At 52.8% G+C, this 16,890-nt stretch carries 16 protein-coding genes and 4 pseudogenes; 9 read left to right on the forward strand and 11 right to left on the reverse strand.

The window, feature by feature from the left end; all coding sequences use genetic code 11:
* The first annotated feature begins 89 nt into the window (after positions 1 to 89).
* From MKZ87_RS14895 to MKZ87_RS14925, 7 genes are all read left to right on the forward strand, one after another.
* A complete protein-coding gene (locus MKZ87_RS14895; protein WP_085704886.1) occupies positions 90 to 1,787 on the forward strand; it encodes a sulfatase-like hydrolase/transferase in 1,698 nt (565 codons plus the stop codon).
* Between the two features lie 173 nt (positions 1,788 to 1,960).
* On the forward strand, positions 1,961 to 2,614 hold the full coding sequence (locus MKZ87_RS14900; RefSeq protein WP_085698625.1) for an ABC transporter ATP-binding protein: 654 nt from the start codon (positions 1,961 to 1,963) through the stop codon (positions 2,612 to 2,614).
* On the forward strand, positions 2,611 to 5,082 hold the full coding sequence (locus MKZ87_RS14905) for an FtsX-like permease family protein (protein ID WP_085704888.1): 2,472 nt from the start codon (positions 2,611 to 2,613) through the stop codon (positions 5,080 to 5,082). The genes MKZ87_RS14900 and MKZ87_RS14905 overlap by 4 nt, the downstream gene beginning before the upstream one ends.
* Positions 5,072 to 6,151, forward strand: coding sequence for a lipocalin-like domain-containing protein (locus MKZ87_RS14910; protein WP_085704890.1), 1,080 nt, complete (start codon positions 5,072 to 5,074; stop codon positions 6,149 to 6,151). Before MKZ87_RS14905 ends, MKZ87_RS14910 begins: the two co-directional genes overlap by 11 nt.
* A gap of 87 nt (positions 6,152 to 6,238) precedes the next feature.
* Complete coding sequence (locus tag MKZ87_RS14915; protein WP_085698628.1) at positions 6,239 to 6,481, forward strand: hypothetical protein; 243 nt, start codon at positions 6,239 to 6,241, stop codon at positions 6,479 to 6,481.
* A gap of 11 nt (positions 6,482 to 6,492) precedes the next feature.
* Positions 6,493 to 6,672, forward strand: a complete 180-nt coding sequence (locus MKZ87_RS14920; protein ID WP_085704892.1) for a hypothetical protein — start codon at positions 6,493 to 6,495, stop codon at positions 6,670 to 6,672.
* A gap of 83 nt (positions 6,673 to 6,755) precedes the next feature.
* A complete protein-coding gene (locus MKZ87_RS14925; protein ID WP_085704894.1) occupies positions 6,756 to 7,334 on the forward strand; it encodes a hypothetical protein in 579 nt (192 codons plus the stop codon).
* Positions 7,335 to 7,660: 326 nt separating this feature from the next.
* On the opposite strand, the gene MKZ87_RS14930 is transcribed toward MKZ87_RS14925, so the two are convergent.
* The gene (locus tag MKZ87_RS14930) at positions 7,661 to 8,482 is read right to left on the reverse strand and encodes a glycosyltransferase family 2 protein (RefSeq protein WP_085704896.1); all 822 of its coding nucleotides are present in this window, start codon (positions 8,480 to 8,482) and stop codon (positions 7,661 to 7,663) included.
* 258 nt (positions 8,483 to 8,740) lie between these two features.
* Here MKZ87_RS14930 and MKZ87_RS14935 point away from each other — a divergent pair.
* Positions 8,741 to 9,238, forward strand: a pseudogene (locus tag MKZ87_RS14935) (VanW family protein); the annotation flags it as partial.
* A gap of 57 nt (positions 9,239 to 9,295) precedes the next feature.
* Here MKZ87_RS14935 and MKZ87_RS14940 read toward each other — a convergent pair.
* From MKZ87_RS14940 to MKZ87_RS14985, 9 genes and pseudogenes are all read right to left on the reverse strand, one after another.
* Positions 9,296 to 9,601 (reverse strand): hypothetical protein, encoded by a 306-nt coding sequence (locus MKZ87_RS14940; RefSeq protein ID WP_085704900.1) that lies wholly within the window; start codon positions 9,599 to 9,601, stop codon positions 9,296 to 9,298.
* Positions 9,602 to 9,645: 44 nt separating this feature from the next.
* Positions 9,646 to 10,038, reverse strand: a complete 393-nt coding sequence (locus MKZ87_RS14945) for a hypothetical protein (RefSeq protein WP_139834878.1) — start codon at positions 10,036 to 10,038, stop codon at positions 9,646 to 9,648.
* A gap of 332 nt (positions 10,039 to 10,370) precedes the next feature.
* Positions 10,371 to 10,745: a hypothetical protein gene (locus MKZ87_RS14950; RefSeq protein ID WP_085704904.1), complete on the reverse strand. Its 375-nt coding sequence runs from the start codon at positions 10,743 to 10,745 to the stop codon at positions 10,371 to 10,373.
* 445 nt (positions 10,746 to 11,190) lie between these two features.
* Positions 11,191 to 11,616, reverse strand: a complete 426-nt coding sequence (locus MKZ87_RS14955) for a hypothetical protein (RefSeq protein ID WP_085704906.1) — start codon at positions 11,614 to 11,616, stop codon at positions 11,191 to 11,193.
* Positions 11,613 to 12,554, reverse strand: a pseudogene (locus MKZ87_RS29050) (RHS repeat-associated core domain-containing protein); the annotation flags it as partial. The pseudogene MKZ87_RS29050 and the gene MKZ87_RS14955, both read right to left, overlap by 4 nt.
* A 341-nt stretch (positions 12,555 to 12,895) precedes the next feature.
* Positions 12,896 to 13,291, reverse strand: a complete 396-nt coding sequence (locus tag MKZ87_RS14970) for a hypothetical protein (protein WP_085704910.1) — start codon at positions 13,289 to 13,291, stop codon at positions 12,896 to 12,898.
* A gap of 442 nt (positions 13,292 to 13,733) precedes the next feature.
* Positions 13,734 to 14,021, reverse strand: coding sequence for a barstar family protein (locus MKZ87_RS14975; RefSeq protein ID WP_085704914.1), 288 nt, complete (start codon positions 14,019 to 14,021; stop codon positions 13,734 to 13,736).
* A gap of 423 nt (positions 14,022 to 14,444) precedes the next feature.
* Positions 14,445 to 15,782 (reverse strand): annotated as a pseudogene (locus MKZ87_RS14980) (RHS repeat domain-containing protein); the annotation flags it as partial.
* Between the two features lie 124 nt (positions 15,783 to 15,906).
* On the reverse strand, positions 15,907 to 16,320 hold the full coding sequence (locus MKZ87_RS14985) for a hypothetical protein (RefSeq protein ID WP_234204817.1): 414 nt from the start codon (positions 16,318 to 16,320) through the stop codon (positions 15,907 to 15,909).
* Between the two features lie 63 nt (positions 16,321 to 16,383).
* Between MKZ87_RS14985 and MKZ87_RS14990 the strand changes: the two are divergent.
* A pseudogene (locus tag MKZ87_RS14990) lies at positions 16,384 to 16,533 on the forward strand (IS4 family transposase); the annotation flags it as partial.
* A 38-nt stretch (positions 16,534 to 16,571) separates the two neighbouring features.
* On the opposite strand, the gene MKZ87_RS14995 reads toward MKZ87_RS14990, so the two are convergent.
* Positions 16,572 to 16,889 carry a hypothetical protein gene (locus tag MKZ87_RS14995; RefSeq protein ID WP_085704918.1) on the reverse strand — a complete coding sequence of 106 codons (318 nt, stop codon included), beginning with the start codon at positions 16,887 to 16,889 and terminating at the stop codon, positions 16,572 to 16,574.
* Position 16,890 lies beyond the last annotated feature (1 nt).

Here is a 16,890-nt window from a genome sequence, read left to right on the forward strand (position 1 = left end):
ATTTCTTGCGCTTTGATGGCCCGGTGCTAGTGTCAGATTTTGACCGACAATCCCTTGACAATGCTTCGTCGGACGCGCCCGGAATTGCCATGTTTCGATATCTGAAAGAACTGCTTTTAATTATTTATCTGTTGCTTTATTTCGAATATTACCTTGACCGCTTAAATGCGATGGGTATGGGGTTGGCAGTACTTCTTTTTGGCGCGATGTTTTTGACGCTAACGTTTTCGTTATTACTAACGGCCTATATACGTCAGACTTTCATTCGGCATTTGTTCGCATTAACAATGTTTGTTTCGGCGGTGTTCTTCGATGTGTATACAAGGGTGACCGCCGATTACCTGACCTACAGCAGTTTCGTCTCGCTGGTGTACTCCGGCGGGTTCATCCAGGAAGCGGCGTATCAGTACCGGGGGGCGATCATCCACGGGCTGCTCAACGGGTTGTTGCTGTTGTTCGGGATCGGCCTCAAGCCACGGCACGCGATTGCGGTACCCAATGCCCTGCGGATCGCTGCGCCGGTGTGCGGTGTGTTGCTGCTCAGCGCCGTGTTGTTCGTGCGGGCCGGCGAGGGCGCGCGCGGATTGCCGATCATGTATACGCCGCTGGCCTATCTGAACCTGTTCGGCTACGAAGCGCTGCACAACACCGTCGGCCCGCGTGAGCCGGTGACCCTGGCACGCAATGGCCCGGCGGTCGGTCATGACATCGTGCTGATCATCGACGAAAGCATTTCCGGCAATTACCTGGACATCAATGCGCCGTTCGGTGTGCACAGCAACCTCAAGCAGGCCCGTCCGGGCGTCGAAATCTTTAATTACGGTTACGCGGCGTCCATCGCCAATTGCAGCGCCGACACCAACATCACCTTGCGCTACGGCGGCACCCGCGCCGACTACATGCGCATCAACAGCACACTGCCGTCGATCTGGCAGTACGCCAAAAAGGCCGGTATGCGCACGGTCTACATCGACGCGCAGCGCACCGGCGGCAACCTGCAGAATCTGATGAACGACGCCGAGAAAAAGGACATCGACGAATTCGTGCAATTTGACCAGACCAGCGTGCGCGACCGCGACATGGCCGCCGCGGCCAAGCTGATCGAACTGCTTAACGACGACAAGCCGGAGCTGGTGCTGATCAACAAGGTCGGCGCGCATTTCCCGGTGCACGACAAATACCCCGACGCCTTTATGGCCTACCGCCCGACCTTGCCTCGCGGGCAGTTCACGGAAGTCGCCGATACCGGCGAACGCACCGGTTTCAACGGCCAGCCGGATGACTGGGTGCTGTATCGCAACGCCTACAAGAACACCGTGCTGTGGAATGTCGGCGAGTTCTTCTCGCGGGTATTTGCCCAGGCCAATCTGCACAACGCGCTGCTGATCTACACCTCCGACCACGGCCAGGATTTGCACGAGCGTGGGAATCCGGGACTCAACACCCACTGCGGCGGCGATCCGGTGGAAGAAGAAGGGCTGGTGCCACTGGTGGTGATCCAGGGCGATCAGTTACAGACGCTCGACTGGTCGGCGCAACTGGCGGCGAACAAGGACCGTTCCAGTCACTACAACATCTTCCCGACCCTGCTGCAGTTGATGGGCTACGACCTGCCGGGAATCGAAGCGGTGTACGGCAAACCGCTGAGCGTGGCGACGGCGGATGAATTCACCTTCAACTACCGCTTCAACGCGCGGCTGGGGGCCAAACCCGAGTGGAAACACATCGACCTGAGCAGCATCGTGACGCCGGGTGAGGCGCCGACGAGTGTGGCGGTGGGTCAGTGATTTATGGGTTGTCCAGGCTGGCCTCATCGCGAGCAAGCTCGCTCCCACATTTGGAATGCAGTTTCCTGTGGAAGCGAGCTTGCTCGCGATGAGGGCGGATCAGACAAAGCAGAGTTCAGATCCATTCCTTGTATCCGCTATCCTTGGCCGACACGGATCGATCGGATGGCGGCATGCTCCAGGTTCAAAACGTCTTCAAAAGCTACCTCACCCCGCAAGGCCCGTTGCCGGTGCTGCAAGGCATCGACCTGACGCTCAAGCCTGGCAGCAGCCTGGCGCTGATGGGCGAGTCGGGCAGCGGCAAGAGCACGCTGCTGCACCTGATCGCCGGGCTCGACAAGGTCGACAGCGGCAGCATCAGCAGCGGCGAGCACCGTCTGGACCGGATGAACGAGGCGCAACTGGCCAACTGGCGGCGCACCGAAATCGGTCTGGTGTTCCAGCAGTTCAACCTGATCGGCAGTCTGCGGATCGAGGACAACCTGGCGTTTCAGGCGCGGCTCGCCGGTCGGCATGACCCGCGCTGGCAGCATCATCTGGTGCAACGCCTGGGGCTGGGCGAATTGCTCAAGCGCTATCCCGAACAACTCTCCGGCGGCCAGCAACAGCGGGTCGCGCTCGGTCGGGCACTGGCCGCACAACCGAAACTGCTACTGGCCGACGAGCCCACCGGCAGCCTCGACGAAAACACCAGCGATGAAGTGCTGCGGCTGTTGCTGGAATTACTCGACGACACACCGACCACGCTGCTGATGGTCACCCACAGTCAGCGCGTGGCAGCGCGGCTGGCGGAGCGGGTGGTGTTGTCCAGCGGTCGATTGACGTGAAGGTTTTCCGCCACGCGCTGACGGCGCTGCTCAGTCACTGGCGGCGCCATCCGGTGCAGTTTTTCAGCGTGCTGACCGGGTTGTGGCTGGCCACCAGCCTGTTGACCGGAGTCGAAGCGCTCAACAGTCAGGCGCGGGACAGTTACGCGAGGGCCAGCCAGTTGATCGGCGGCGAACCCCAGGCCAGCCTCAGCACGCCGAACGGCGCGACCTTCCCGCAACAATGGTTCATTGACCTTCGGCGTCAGGGCTGGCCGGTGTCGCCGGTGCTGCAAGGTCGCCTGACGCTCAAGAATCACGAAAACCAGCGTCTGCAATTGATGGGCATCGAGCCCGTGTCCTTGCCCGGTGACAGCGCGGTGGCCGGACAGGCGATGCCGATCGAGCGGATTGTCGAGTTCTTCAGCCCGCCGGGCAGCACCTGGATTTCTCCCGAAACCTTGCGGGCGCTGAACCTCGCCGACGGCGCGACGCCAACCACCGAATCCGGGCAGACGTTGCCGCCGCTGCGAGCGCAAACCGACATGGCCCCCGGCGTGCTGTTGGTGGACATCGGCGTCGCTCAGCGCGTGCTCGAACAACCCGATCAGCTGTCACGTCTGCTGCTGCCGAAGGATTTTCACGCCGAGGTGCCGGCCGCGTTCAACAGCCAGTTACAGCTCAAGAGCAGTGGCGAGGAAAACAATCTGGCGCGACTGACCGAGAGCTTCCACCTCAACCTCGACGCCCTCGGATTTCTCTCGTTCATTGTCGGTTTGTTCATTGTTCACGCGGCTATCGGTCTGGCGCTGGAACAGCGCCGGGGATTGCTGCGCACCTTGAGAGCCTGCGGTGTCAGCGCGCGGATGCTGATCGCTTGCCTGATCGTCGAGCTCGGCGCGTTGGCGTTGATCGGCGGGTTGTTCGGCGTGGTCAGCGGTTACTGGCTGGCGAGCGTGCTGTTGCCGGACGTCGCGGCCAGCCTGCGCGGTCTCTACGGCGCGGAAGTGGCTGGGCAGTTGCGTCTGAGTCCATGGTGGTGGTTCAGCGGCATCGGTTTGAGCCTGCTCGGCGCGTTGCTGGCCGGGGCCAACAGTTTGCTGCGGGCGGCGCGTCTGCCGTTGCTGGCGGTGGCGGATCCGCAGGCCTGGCATCAACAACATGCGCGCTGGTTGCGACGTCAGGGCTGGGTGGCCGGCGTATGTGCGGCGATTGCGTTGGCCGCGCTGGTGTGGGGCAACAGTCTCGCCAGCGGTTTTGTGTTGATGGCGGGATTGTTGCTCGGCGCCGCGCTGGCGCTGCCAGTGTTGCTCAGTTCGTTGCTCAACGGGTTGCTCGGGCGCAGCCGCTCGGTGCTCGGGCAGTGGTTTCTCGCCGATTGCCGCCAGCAATTGCCGGCGCTGAGTCTGGCGTTGATGGCGCTGCTGCTGGCAATGGCGGCGAACATCGGCGCCGGCAGCATGACCGCCGGTTTCCGCCAGACCTTCGACGATTGGCTCGAACAACGGCTCACCGCCGAGCTTTATCTGAACCCGAGCAACCCGGCTCAGGCGCGGGAGCTGTACACCTGGCTCAAACAGCAATCGAGCGTCACCGCGATCATGCCCAACTGGCAGGTCTCTGTGACGCTGCAAGGCTGGCCGGCGGACGTCTTCGGGATCATCGATCATCCGCACTATCGTCAGCACTGGCCGTTGCTCGAAGCGCGCGGCGATGACCCGTGGGCGGCGCTGGCCAAGGACGATGCAGTGATGCTCAGCGAACAACTGGCGCGTCGCTTGAAAGTGAGGCCGGGCGATCACCTGACGATTCCCACGCCGGGCGGGTCGTGGTCGCCACGCATCGTCGGCATCTACGCCGACTACGGCAACCCCAAGGGGCATGTGCTGGTCAACAGCAATCATCTTTTGCGCGGCTGGCCGCAACTGACGCCGAACCGTTTCAACCTGCGCATCGACCCGCCGAATATCCCGGCGCTGCTCAGTGCCTTGCAGGCGCGCTTTCAGCTTGATGACAGCCGCATCGTCGATCAGGCGCGGCTCAAAGGCTGGTCGGTGCAAGTCTTCGAACGCACCTTCGCCGCGACCGCCGCATTGAATAGCCTGACGCTGGCCGTCGCCGGTGTGGCGCTGTTCATCAGCCTGCTGACCCAGAGCCAAAGCCGCCTCGGCCAGCTCGCGCCGTTGTGGGCCCTGGGCGTGACGCGACGCCAGTTGATGCTGCTCAACCTTGGGCAAACGTGGCTGCTGGCGCTGTTGACGCTGGTGCTGGCCTTGCCGTTGGGCATCGGTCTGGCGTGGTGCCTGGACGCGGTCATCAATGTGCAGGCCTTTGGCTGGCGTCTGCCGCTGCGGTTGTTTCCATTGCAGTTGCTGCAACTGATGGGGCTGGCGCTGCTGGCGACGTTGCTGGCCTCGGCGTGGCCGCTCTATTCGCTGTACCGCACGCAACCGGCGGACTTGTTGAGGACGTTTGCTCATGAGGACTAGGTTTGCGGTGGTGTTTCTGGCGGTTTTTCTGGCGTTGTTGCTCAGTGGTTGCGACAACCCCGCACCGGAGCAGAAGGGCTTCGCCGGGATGGGCGCCCAGGCGCAGGCCTTCACGCCGGTGGTGCCGGGGCGAGTGTTCAGCTTTCCGGCGGATCACGGCGCCCATGACGGTTTCCGTATCGAATGGTGGTATGTGACGGCCAATCTCAAGGATGCGCAGGGCAACGATTTCGGCGTGCAGTGGACGTTGTTTCGCAGCGCTCTGAACGCCTCGCCGCAGCAGCCGGGCTGGGCCAACCAGACGATCTGGCTCGGGCATGCGGCGGTGACCTCAGCCAGCGTCCACCACGCTGCCGAGCGTTACGCCCGTGGCGGCGTCGGGCAGGCCGGGGTGCAGGCAGTGCCGTTCGAGGCGTGGATCGATGACTGGCGTTTCGTCAGTCAGGCAAGCGATCCGCTGGCCGACCTGCAACTCAGCGCTCGGGATAAAAACTTCAGCTACCAACTGCGCCTGACTTCCAGCCGTCCGCTGGTGCTGCAGGGTGACAAGGGTTTCAGCCAGAAATCCGAACAGGGGCAGGCGTCGTATTACTACAGCCAGCCGTTTTTCCAGGCCAGCGGTACCCTGCAGATCGACGGTCAGACCTACACCGTCAACGGCCCGGCCTGGCTTGATCGCGAGTGGAGCAGCCAGCCGCTGACCGCCAACCAGACCGGGTGGGACTGGTTCTCCCTGCATCTGGACAGCGGCGAACACGTCATGCTTTACCGCATGCGTCAGAAGGAAGGTGCGCCTTATCTCACCGGTACGTGGATTGCTGCCGATGGCCAGACTGAAACGCTGCAGGCCGGGCAGATCAAGCTGACCCCGCAGGACACTGCGAAGGTAGCCGGACGTTCGATGCCGGTGCGCTGGTCGATCGGCATTCCGGGAAAAGATCTGCAGATCACCCTCGATGCAATCAATCCCGATGCCTGGATGAACCTGCGCATTCCGTATTGGGAAGGGCCGGTGCGCCTGAGCGGCAACCGGGGCGGGCAGGGCTATCTGGAGATGACCGGGTACTGATTCCGCGCTCCGGGCCGGAGAAGAAATCGATTGGAACTCTCTCCAGAATGCCGCCTCTACCGAGGAACATGGCCGAGGATCCGATCCATGAGCGAGGAACTGAAACCGCCAGACCTGACGACCTGGCAGCAAATGTTTGACGATCAGACGTACTGGCAACAGTCCCCGGATGCCCATTACTTTGATTTGCAGCGCATCGCTGACGATCTGTTGGGGCAGGGTGCGATCGATCTTGAGCAGTGGCAGCTGCTCAAAGCCAAGGCCGATGAACTGCACAAGGACTCGCCCGCCGTGAACGTGGCGCGGGAACTCGATGACCCCGAAGCCTGAGGAGGCCTGGCATGAATACTGTCCCTGATAGCGAGCACCCCGACGAACCTCGTCCGCCGGGTGAAACCGAACGCGACAATGATGCACTGCGTCCCACCGATCCCAAACAGCGGCAGCGTTCCGGGAAAGGCACCGCCAGTGGTGAGTCCACGGCGCAGGACACCGCGCAGCGATCGCTGAACAAACCCTGATGCGCGTCTATGCTCAGTGGCACTCCCATCGCTGAATACGTTGGCGATGGGGGCTGCCATCCATCACAGGGAACGTACCGCTTATGAAGCTCCAAGCACTGACGCACGCCATTGCACTCGCCACTGTTCTGTCTGCTTCCACGGCGTTCGCTGCCGATATTCCGTTGTCGGCGACTGTCGAAAAGGATCAGGTCACCACCAAGGTGCTCGCAGTTGATCCGGCCAATCATCAGGTTGTCCTTGAAGGCGAAGAAGGTCGCCAGGTGCACATTCAGCTCAGCGACAAGGCGAAAAACCTGGGAAATCTGAAGGTGGGTGATCTGGTCAAGATCGAGGTTCAACATTCGATCGCCGCTTTCCTGGACACCGATGTGGATAAAGGTCTGCCTGGCTCCACTGAGCGCACAGGTGAACTGCGCAACGCCGTGGGCAGCAGCAATCCCGGTGGCGAGGCCTTCCGCCAGGTTCAGGTGCAATTGAAAATCACCAAAATTGATTTGGCGACAAACCGGGTCACTCTGGAAAACCCGTCGGGCCAGTCCAAAACCCTCAACGTCGAAAAGCCTGAGATTCAGGCCAAACTGAAAAACCTGAAAGTGGGGCAGAGCGTCATCGTCACTTACACCGATGTATTAAAAGTGACCAGTCAGCATGAAAGTTGAGTATTGACTCTACAGCGTGACTGTTCTTGTACAAGTAATTGTATGAGAGCAGTCATATGAAGTGTTCGAGGCAGTGAATTCAGAAAGTTTGTCGGGAAATATCGATGAGCAATATTCTTTAACTTTTCAGTACATAAAATTCATCTTCAATTAGCACGACATATCCGCCAACTTCCATTAAAATCCCTCCCGTTCGCCCAGTGTCAGGGCTCTTTACCGGTGCATGGATTGCCAGGCCATCACACTGGGCGAACACCTCCTCGGAGTAGAGGCCAAAGAATTCAGATGCAAAAAGGGCGACTTTAAAGTCGCCCTTTTTAATTGCCTTACGATTTGGCAGGTCGCATGCCTCGTTGTAACTGAAGGCGCTTGAGCGTTTCCTGATACATGGTGGTGCGGCGGTGCTGTGTGCCGTATCCACCGATAGCTGCCACGGTGCCGGCCTGGATGTGATCGAGGTAGCGGAAGATCGTCCGCGGCGAGAGACATTTGATGCCGTAGCCAAGGCTGCTTAAACGATCCTGCAGCGTGTATCCCGGGACCCGGTCGTCCATCGAAAAATGCAGCCCGTGAGCTTTGATCAACCGTGCATTCCACAAGGTGCAGAAGCTTTTCAGGTGAGTTTCCCGGTAGGGTTTCGGATCTCGGGAGGGCAACCCCAAGTGCTGTTTTGCCCGGCGGAAATAGTGTTTGAAGTAACGCGAAGACAAGCGCCAGGTGTCTCTAAGGACGCCGCGATCTAATTGCTCGACGCAACCGACCGCTGCTGTATCCAAAGATTGCATACATTCATTCATCATCATCGAAAAGACAGTGCTGTCAAAAACGAAAGTATCGGTATGCAGCAAAAACAGGTAATCGGTTTCAACTTTTGCAAGTGCCAGATCAAGTGCCTTGCCATGAGCAATATGCCCCGCTTCCTTGCCGGGGGAGGGGCGCTCGATCAAGTTGATCCAGTCCAGAGACCGCAAATAGACCAGGCTTTCATCGGCGGAATCATTGTCCACCACCCACACCGGAATTTGATGCTCCTTGACGTATTGCTGGAGAAACTCCAGGCACATCCGGGTTATTTCCGGCGTCTTGTAATTGACCAATACAAGGCTGAAGGCGGGCAGTTGTTTTGAGGTGGAATTGATCGCACTCATGGTCCGGGCTCACTTCAAGTTGAAGGGTTCTGCTGACAGCAATCAGCACACAGAACCGTTGCTTTGTGGCCCGGATGGTAGGGACGCAACCTTAGTTCAAACTTAATTTTAGAGCGCCCGGTCCGGGTGACTTGTTACGGCTTGCGACGCAGGCGAGGCGCTTGGCGATCAAGCGCGGTTCCACGGTAAGATGCGCCGCCATTACAAGCTCAAGGAAGACAACGGCTCGCGCCGTTCGCCACGGATGAAACCACTTTCTCTCTACACCCAGGCTACGTCGAAGGCATGGAACTCTCATTCGGCTAAGCCCGCATCGGCGGCGGCATCTGCCAACTCAGCAACCACATCCACTGGATGGCCATTCACTCACCCTTGATCGTCATCGAACGCGCCGACCCGGTCCTGGAAGACGGCCGCGTCCTGCCATTCGGCTCCGGCGCGGCGATCTTCTACAACTACATCGACCTGGTGCTGCACAACCCGACGGATTGCAGCTTTCAGCTGAAGCTGAAGGTGGGGGAGATGCAGTTGGAGGGCGAGTTGTTTTGTGATCGGGAGCGGGCGTATCGGTATCACGTATTCGAGGTGGGGCATCGGTTTGTGCGGGAGGGGGAGCGGGTGTATCGGGAGAATGAAATTTGGCGGGAGGTGAGGGAGAAGGGGCAGGTGGGGGCTTTGGTGGAGAGGGAGAGGTTGTATGGGAATCGGGTGGTGGTTAAGTATGAGGTTTTGGAGGGGGTGATTGAGGGGGGATAGTGGTGATGTCGCTTTAGTCATTTGGTTTGCTTCATGTGTCGGAAGCGTTTGTCGATTCTAGCTTTCCAGGTTTTTTAATATGTTCTCTAGCGCGATTTTCAGCTCTGCCCAGTTTTTGGCTTTTTCACAATGAGTAGGATTTTGCCAGTCTTGATTGCGGATTAGAGAGATTACAAAGGAACCGTATGTGCTGAATTCTGGATGCCATCCAATATCGAGTATTTGGCCGCATGGGAAAGTCGCTTGAAAAAGGTCTTCCTTTAAGTTTTCTATTTCGAGAGAAGTGTCGATTGTTTTATCAAGCTGGGAAATGTCATCGAGAGTTATTTTGGCTCCGAGAGTGATGATTTTGCTTGTGTTCATTTAGTGATATCCAAGGGGTATTTGAGGGGGGGGTTGAGCACTACTCAGGTGTTGGTTGGGTAAAGGGTGATTTGAATGGCTGAAATCTCTATAAAGCTCGGAAAAATAAGATCTCTATTTTCGTTTTTTAGTGAGATGAGGATGATGGAGTTGCCGAGTTTTAGCGAGCTGCATCCATCTTTGCTAATAGAAATCAGCTCTGCTGTTATATAGGTTGTTTCTGCTTCGTGGCGAATTGATGGTGTGTTGCTCATTGATGTGGAGATGTTTTTACCCCAATAAAAATCATCATCAATATTTATTTCGACGTCATAGGAACGGTTTTCTATTGCCTCTAGATTGAATAAGCTTGAAAGACCTTCTCCGTAAGGGGTGGAGAATTCAACAAGGGTCTTTTCTGTGTGGATTTTAACTATGCGCGATATTGTGATTTTCATGAGTTTATTAAGTAAAAGGGGGCGGATTTATTTTCTTTAACGAAAAATAAATCTGTCCCCTTTTGGTCTATTTTCGAAGTTTAAATGATAAGCGGCGTAGATTGCGATCCACTTTCGAAGTGACTCATCCTGTGAAGGTGGCTCTTGAGCAATTTCTGTATATGATTTTGCCTCAAAGCCCCACCAGATTTTCCTCGGGATTGTCTTCTGAATACTCATTTTTTATCCTTTAAACTTGTGTGAAAAGGGGAGGGATTTATTTTCTTAAAAATAAATCTGTCCTCTTTGGATTGAATACACATATTTGGATAAGATGTTGGGTGTGGATGTTTTTAATCTTCTTCATTCCATTTTGTATGGGTCTCAATCGCTATTTTTAGCCATGCGCTAAAGTCAGGATGTTCTCCGTGAAGCTCCCACCCCTCTGAAGCATATGCATGTATTATTAGCACTTTTGGATTGCCGGATAAATCATCGCCGTCAAAGCAAGCAATATCATCATTGGCGTTGAACTTTGCGAAAGGAACTAACGTGCGGTTGGGATACAGATTTTTTAGCGTGTTGTGCCAGTAGTTTATTTTTCCCTCTTGATATATTAGTAACCACCAAGGTTCAATGTCCGGTTCAGGTTCCGTAGTCGCGAATTTTATAAATGTACTAGGGGAGTTATAGTTTTTCAGGTGTTCAATGTTGAGAAAAATTTTCATTTTGTTTGTTCGAAAAGGGGATAAATTGTCCCTTTGATTCTGTTTTTTAGTTAAGACCATTCTATGGAAAGGTTGTCTGGCCAATCAGTGGGTACTATTGCTAATGTGCCGCTTGATGAACGCATTCTTGTGAGCCTGAAAAAATATTGGCTTGATTCCATCGTCCTCAATCTGTGGCCATCTACTATATTTCTAAAATAGCGGTACCTTGAAGTAATCCCTAAGGCAGCCCGCGCGGATTTAGGTCTAATGGCAAACTGTGCGGCCAGTTGTCATATCGATCGGAATGGCTCTAGACTCCGTCTTGCGAGTCAGCTACGGCTCGAAAGTCATCAGATTACGTCGTCATTGAATCTAAGCCGCCTCCGCTAAATCGAGCAACTCCTCCAGCCCGGATTCCTTTATTTCTTGCTCCATCTGATAACACACAAATAACAAATCTACATTAAGAAAGATACCAAGTCAGGAACTCAAAAAAACCGCTCCATTTTATCTGCACTGTGCCAGCCAAGAATTCATCTCGCTTAGCCAAGCTAAAATCTAAGACCTCACCACTATTTTTGTCGTACAGGTAGCATCCCTCGCCCTGAACATTTGTAAGGCAAATGAAATTTTCTGGAAGCTCCCACACCTCCTTAATAAAATCTGTACCGACCTCTATTTCGTTACTGGGGGCGGCGATGTCACATAGTTCCTCCTCTGAAGAACTGCTTTTGAAAAAAGTTATGGTGTAGTTTAGAAAAAACTCGGCCAGTTCACTGCTAGGATCGATTCCGAGGGCCGCCAGTTCTTTTAAGACGGAATTTTTATCTCTCCGGTGAATGTCACCAGGTTGTTTCTCAATGAGTTTTACTAATTCATTAGGGATCATTTCGAAGCCTCGGCTGCTCGGTCTTTCCAATATTGTGGAACTTCTTTCTTGAAAAGTTCCCTGTCTACAGGTTGCTCTGGGTGTTGGCTGTGCCCATAAGGATGCACCGCTTCTCGTCCTCTACCTTTCAAAGTGGTCAGGTGAGTTTTTCGACTCAACTCAAAAAGCGGGCCTTTTCCATTTTGCCTTGAGTGGTGTAACTGGAGCTGCTGAGGAACTCCGTCCTTCATGATGTACGGTGCACCACCATCTTTCGCTCTATCCAAGTTAGACACGCCTTTGTGTTCTAGACTCCAGTCAATGTCCTGTTGGAAGACTTTATATTCATTACCTGTTCCTTTTCCGCTCGCTTTCCATGTGGTTTCAGTCTTGAAAAACCTAGGATTTTTACCATGTTCAGGTCCCGGAACCTTCGGTGCACCCTCATCTACCGTAGCGGCAGTTTCAGGGGGCTTTAAAAGGGACTCTTGCCCATCTACCTCGGGAGGGGGGCAGTTGTTTAGCCCCAACGGATCCACCCACCCCCTAGGGTTAGGCACGTACTGGTAGCTGTTCAAGCCACCCGCAAGCTTGATCGGATCCGGCGTCAAAAAGCGCCCACTGCTCGGATTGTAGTAGCGGTGCCGGTTGTAATGTAACCCCGTCTCGGAATCGAAATACTGACCCTGGAAGCGCAACGGGTTGTCGATTTCACTGACATCCAGCGCCGCGAGGTTGCCGTAGGCGCGGTACTTCGCGGACCACATGACTTCACCACTGTAGTCAGTGAGTTTTTGCGGCGTGCCTAGATGATCGAGCTGGTAATAGAACGGCGTCGCCTTGCGCGGGCCTTCACCGTCGAGCATGGCCAGCGGGCGGAAGCTGCCGGGTTCGTAGATATAGGTGCGATAACGGTTGTCGGCACTTTCGGCGATCAGGCGTTCGCCTTGCCACAAGAATTAGAAAATGGGACAGATTTATTTTCTTCAACAAAAAAATAGATCTGTCCCATTTTAGTTCTGAAGAAGGGGATAGATTGTCCCTTTACTTGTGTTTTTTTAGTCAAGACCATTCTATGGAAAGATTGTCTGGCCGATCAATGGGTACTTTGGCCAATGTGCCGCTTGATGATTGAACATGGATGCTGCTGCTGTGAATCATGATTTTGTTAAATGAATTGGTTCCGCTCAATACGATCAGTCAGACTAGTTCGTTGGTGTCTTTTTTGCAGTGCCATTCAGATCTGTCCCCTTTGACTTTGGGTTTGAAAAGGAGACAGATTTGTCAATTTTTGTTGAGTTCAGTCTAGCGGGTACTCGCAGGTCCATGGGGGCGTAAATAGCTCGGGGTTTATGTTATTTTCATAAAGAAAAGAGTTTATTTCTTCCTCTGTTTCCATGGTTTTGCACTTTGTGATTGTTGTGTCGTTGGCGCCAATGCTGTCTCTTGTTTCGAGAAAGTGGATTGGGAGAGTGAATTCTATAATGACGTATTTAGAATTTTTTGCATCCTCTAGAAATTTGTAGTAACTCTCTCCAGGGTATCTATTTTCAAAGTTTAAATGATAAACAGCATAGATTGCGATCCACTTTCTAAGTGACTCATCCTGCGAAGGTAGTTCCTGCGCAATCTCTGTATATGATTTTGCCTCCAAACCCCACCAAACTTTTCTAGGGATAGTCTTCTGGTTGCTCATTTTTGTCCTTCAAATTGGTTTGGCCAATAGATTCTTATAACTTCCCCTTTCACAGGGTGAAGCTGCAAATGTGGATGATCACCACTTCTGCTGTATAAATGGTCGAGAGGCTTTGGCATATGTCAGTGTGGTTTAGCAAGAAATCATTTGCCGGAATCCATATTTTTTTTGTTAATTTTTCTTCTTTTGCTGAGTGCTCGAAGAGGTAATAGAATCCATTATTGAGCGTAATTGAGTTTTGTCGAGGGTATATTTCTTCAAGCCAATGTTCTTGAATTTTATTTTTGTCGGTGGTAAACATTTTTGCTTGCAGATTCGTTTATCGTTGGTTGGTCTTTCAAGCCTGTTAGCTGAAAGGGGATAGATTTATTCTCTTCAGTAAAAAATAAATCTACTCCCCTTTGTTTTGTAGTTTTGATAGCCCATTTTAGCTTTCTAGTGGTTACTCGAGATAATAGTTAAATTTTTCCTCCCATCCGAAATTCACATCCTGTTGCTTTGTGCGTTCAAAAATATTTATTATTTTATTGTACGAATCTCCCATGCTTTTTTGAGAGTATTCAGAATTTTTCCATATTAAATCTACGGGGCGTTCCACGTTGGTGCTGAGTAGGTCCCATAAGGCATTGAGATTGTTTCCATAAAAATCTGTCACCGCAAAAGCAATGGCTATTTTTTTATGAAACTCTTGCTCTGATGAAATGGTTAAGCCATCAAGTACAATTATCATTTTTAAAACTCACTTCCAGATTAAAGGGGGCGGATTTATTTTCTTCAGCGAAAAACAAATTTTTCCCCTTTAGTCTGGTTTGTTATGAAGTTTTGTATTTTTTCAAGCATTCAAGAAGGACTGACATGAAGTGGCGCTTATCAATGGGCTCATCAGAAAAGTACGTAGTGATTTCGGAAAAAACGCGATTGAATTTCTCATTTTTGTTTAAAAAAAATGTCAATGTGTCAATGTACCATTGCTGCTCGCTTACGATGCGTTTTGTAAAATCAGGCTTGATCAGGGTGTTAAATAGGTGTGTTAATTCATCATCATTATTTATGTCGGTTTTTGCAATTAGGTCTTCTACGGTTTCATCTTGATCGCTATTTATGTCGAAAGGGAATAGTAGCGATGGGATTATGTCAAGTGTCGGCTCTAGTTTCATTTTTCATATTTCGGGAATGATGTTTTAGGTAGGCCGTTATCGTCGAGAATTGTCACGGCTTTTGTTTGTTGCTTGTATTTTGTTCCGCCCTTTTTGAAGCCTTCTCCGATCGTTCCGCCCATGCTCATAGGACGCTCAGCTAACGCTTTATTGCCGGTATTTTTGTATATGCGCATCGCGCGTTTGATAGCTGTAAGTTGTGCTTTGTGGCTGGTGTATCGTGTTGAGTTCGGTGTTATCGGCTTTCCATTTCCGTAGGTTTCAATTACGCCGGTGGTTGGGTTTTTGCCAGTCGCTGCTCTATCCATCTGTGACTGAGTGGTAGTCTGTGCGCCATGTTTTTCAAGGAAATGATACCTAGGCGAAAGATCCTCCATCGCCTTTAGCTCCTTGTATGCCATTGCTTCTGTGAGCTCATGAATCCTAGCTTGGCGCTCAGCCCGCGTCATCGTTGGTGGATTAGGTTCTCCGTCATTAACAACAGCTTTTTTTGTCGGATCGCTAACATCCCCTGATTGCGAATCCTTATTACCAGGACAGCTATTCAATCCCAACGGATCAACCCACCCCGTAGGATTAGGCACGTACTGGTAGCTATTCAACCCACCCGCAAGCTTGATCGGATCCGGCGTCAGAAACCGTCCAGTCCCCGGATTGTAGTAGCGATGCCGGTTGTAGTGTAGGCCCGTCTCTGCATCGAAATACTGACCCTGGAATCGCAACGGGTTGTCGATTTCACTGACATCCAGTGCCGCGAGGTTGCCGTACGCACGGTACTTCGCGGACCACATGATTTCACCGCTGTAGTCGGTGAGTTCCTGCGGTGTGCCCAGATGATCGAGCTGATAGTAGAACGGCGTTGCCTTGCGCGGGCCTTCGCCGTCGAGCATCGCCAGTGGGCGGAAGCTGCCGGGTTCGTAGATGTAGGTGCGATAGCGGTTATCGCCGCTTTCGGCGATCAGGCGTTCGCCTTGCCACAGGAACTCAGTGGTGTGACCGTCGACATTTTTTTCGATTCGGCGACCGAAGGCGTCGTATTTGTAAGACGCGGTGCTGCAACCCGGCAGGCTGACGCCGATCAGTCGATGCTGGCAGTCGTAGCGATATTCGGTGACGAGTTTCTGTCCGGTGCCACGGCGTTCGCGGATCAGGTTGCCATAGGCGTCGTAGTCGTAGTGGCGGTCGCCCTGCATCAGCAGGCGGTTGCCTTTGACGTTGGCGAGGTTGGCTGTGCCTTCGTTGTTCTGGCCGAGCAGGTTGCCGGCCGGGTCGTGGGCGAAGGTTTCCGGTGTCGCGCCACGCACGCTGGTCAATCGATCAAGCGGGTCGTAGTGACTTCCGTTTCAGCCGAGTCTCTGGATATCCAATTGATGTTCTTAACATGTCTATGATTTGCAGGGACGGATTTATTTTTTTCAACGAAAGCAAATCCGAACCCCTCTGATTACAGAATGGCGCCTAGAGCGGGTATTCACAGCGCCATGGCGTGGTGAACAGTTCTGGGTCAATGTCGAGGTTTGCAAGAATAGTGTTGATTTCCGCTTCGGAGTCCATGGTTTCTATTTTCACGATAGTAATGTCTCGGTCGTCCACGCCATCACTTGTTTCAAGTGTTTCGGTGGGAATTGTGAATATTACTAACGCATATCGGGAATTTTTTGATTGATGGATAAAATCGTAATATTGATGTGGGTCATTGGTGAATTGGTATTTATAAATGGCATATAAGGAAATCCATTTTCTTAGCAAATGGTTTTCGGATTTTAGCTCTTGTGCAATATTGTTGTAGCCTGTTCCGTCGAGCCCGTACCATACGCTTCTTGGGATACATTTCTGTGCTGTAATTTTTGCCCCTCGAACGGGTTCGGCCAATAAATTCGGATGACTTTTCCATCTTTTGGATGTGGCTGAAAACGAAAAATAAATCCGTCCCCTTTGATTCAAAGACGCGTTGGAAATCGACCTGGTCGCATCGAACCGCGAGCCATAAAACGAAGACCTCAGGCCTACCCCTTGCTGACCCAGTCACGTCGGTCAGCAAGGGCTGAGGTCAGGAAGAACGGGCATGCTAAACATGTTAAGTAAGTGCCATTCAAATCTGTCCCCTTTTGGTCCCTTTTTACTCATCTGATTGGCTGTTGGGTTTGCACTTTCTTCAGAGTGTTCTCAATGGCGGTTTTTAGCTCTGTCCAATTTTTTGCTTTTTCGCTGTGGATTGGTTTTTCCCAATTGAAGTTTGAGACTAGTGATACTTTGAATTCGCCACTCTCACTGAATTCTGGATACCAGCCGATATCAATTATTTGTTGGAATGGAAAAGTTGCTTGAAATAGGTCCTCTTTTAGTTCGTTAACTATGGATGAGATCTCAGTAGACTGGTCTAGGTGGGAAAGATCATCGAAAGTTATGGTTCCGCCTAGATTTTCTATTTCTTTAAACATT

This window comes from Pseudomonas sp. MCal1, from assembly GCF_026341415.1.
Taxonomy (GTDB): Bacteria; Pseudomonadota; Gammaproteobacteria; order Pseudomonadales; family Pseudomonadaceae; genus Aquipseudomonas.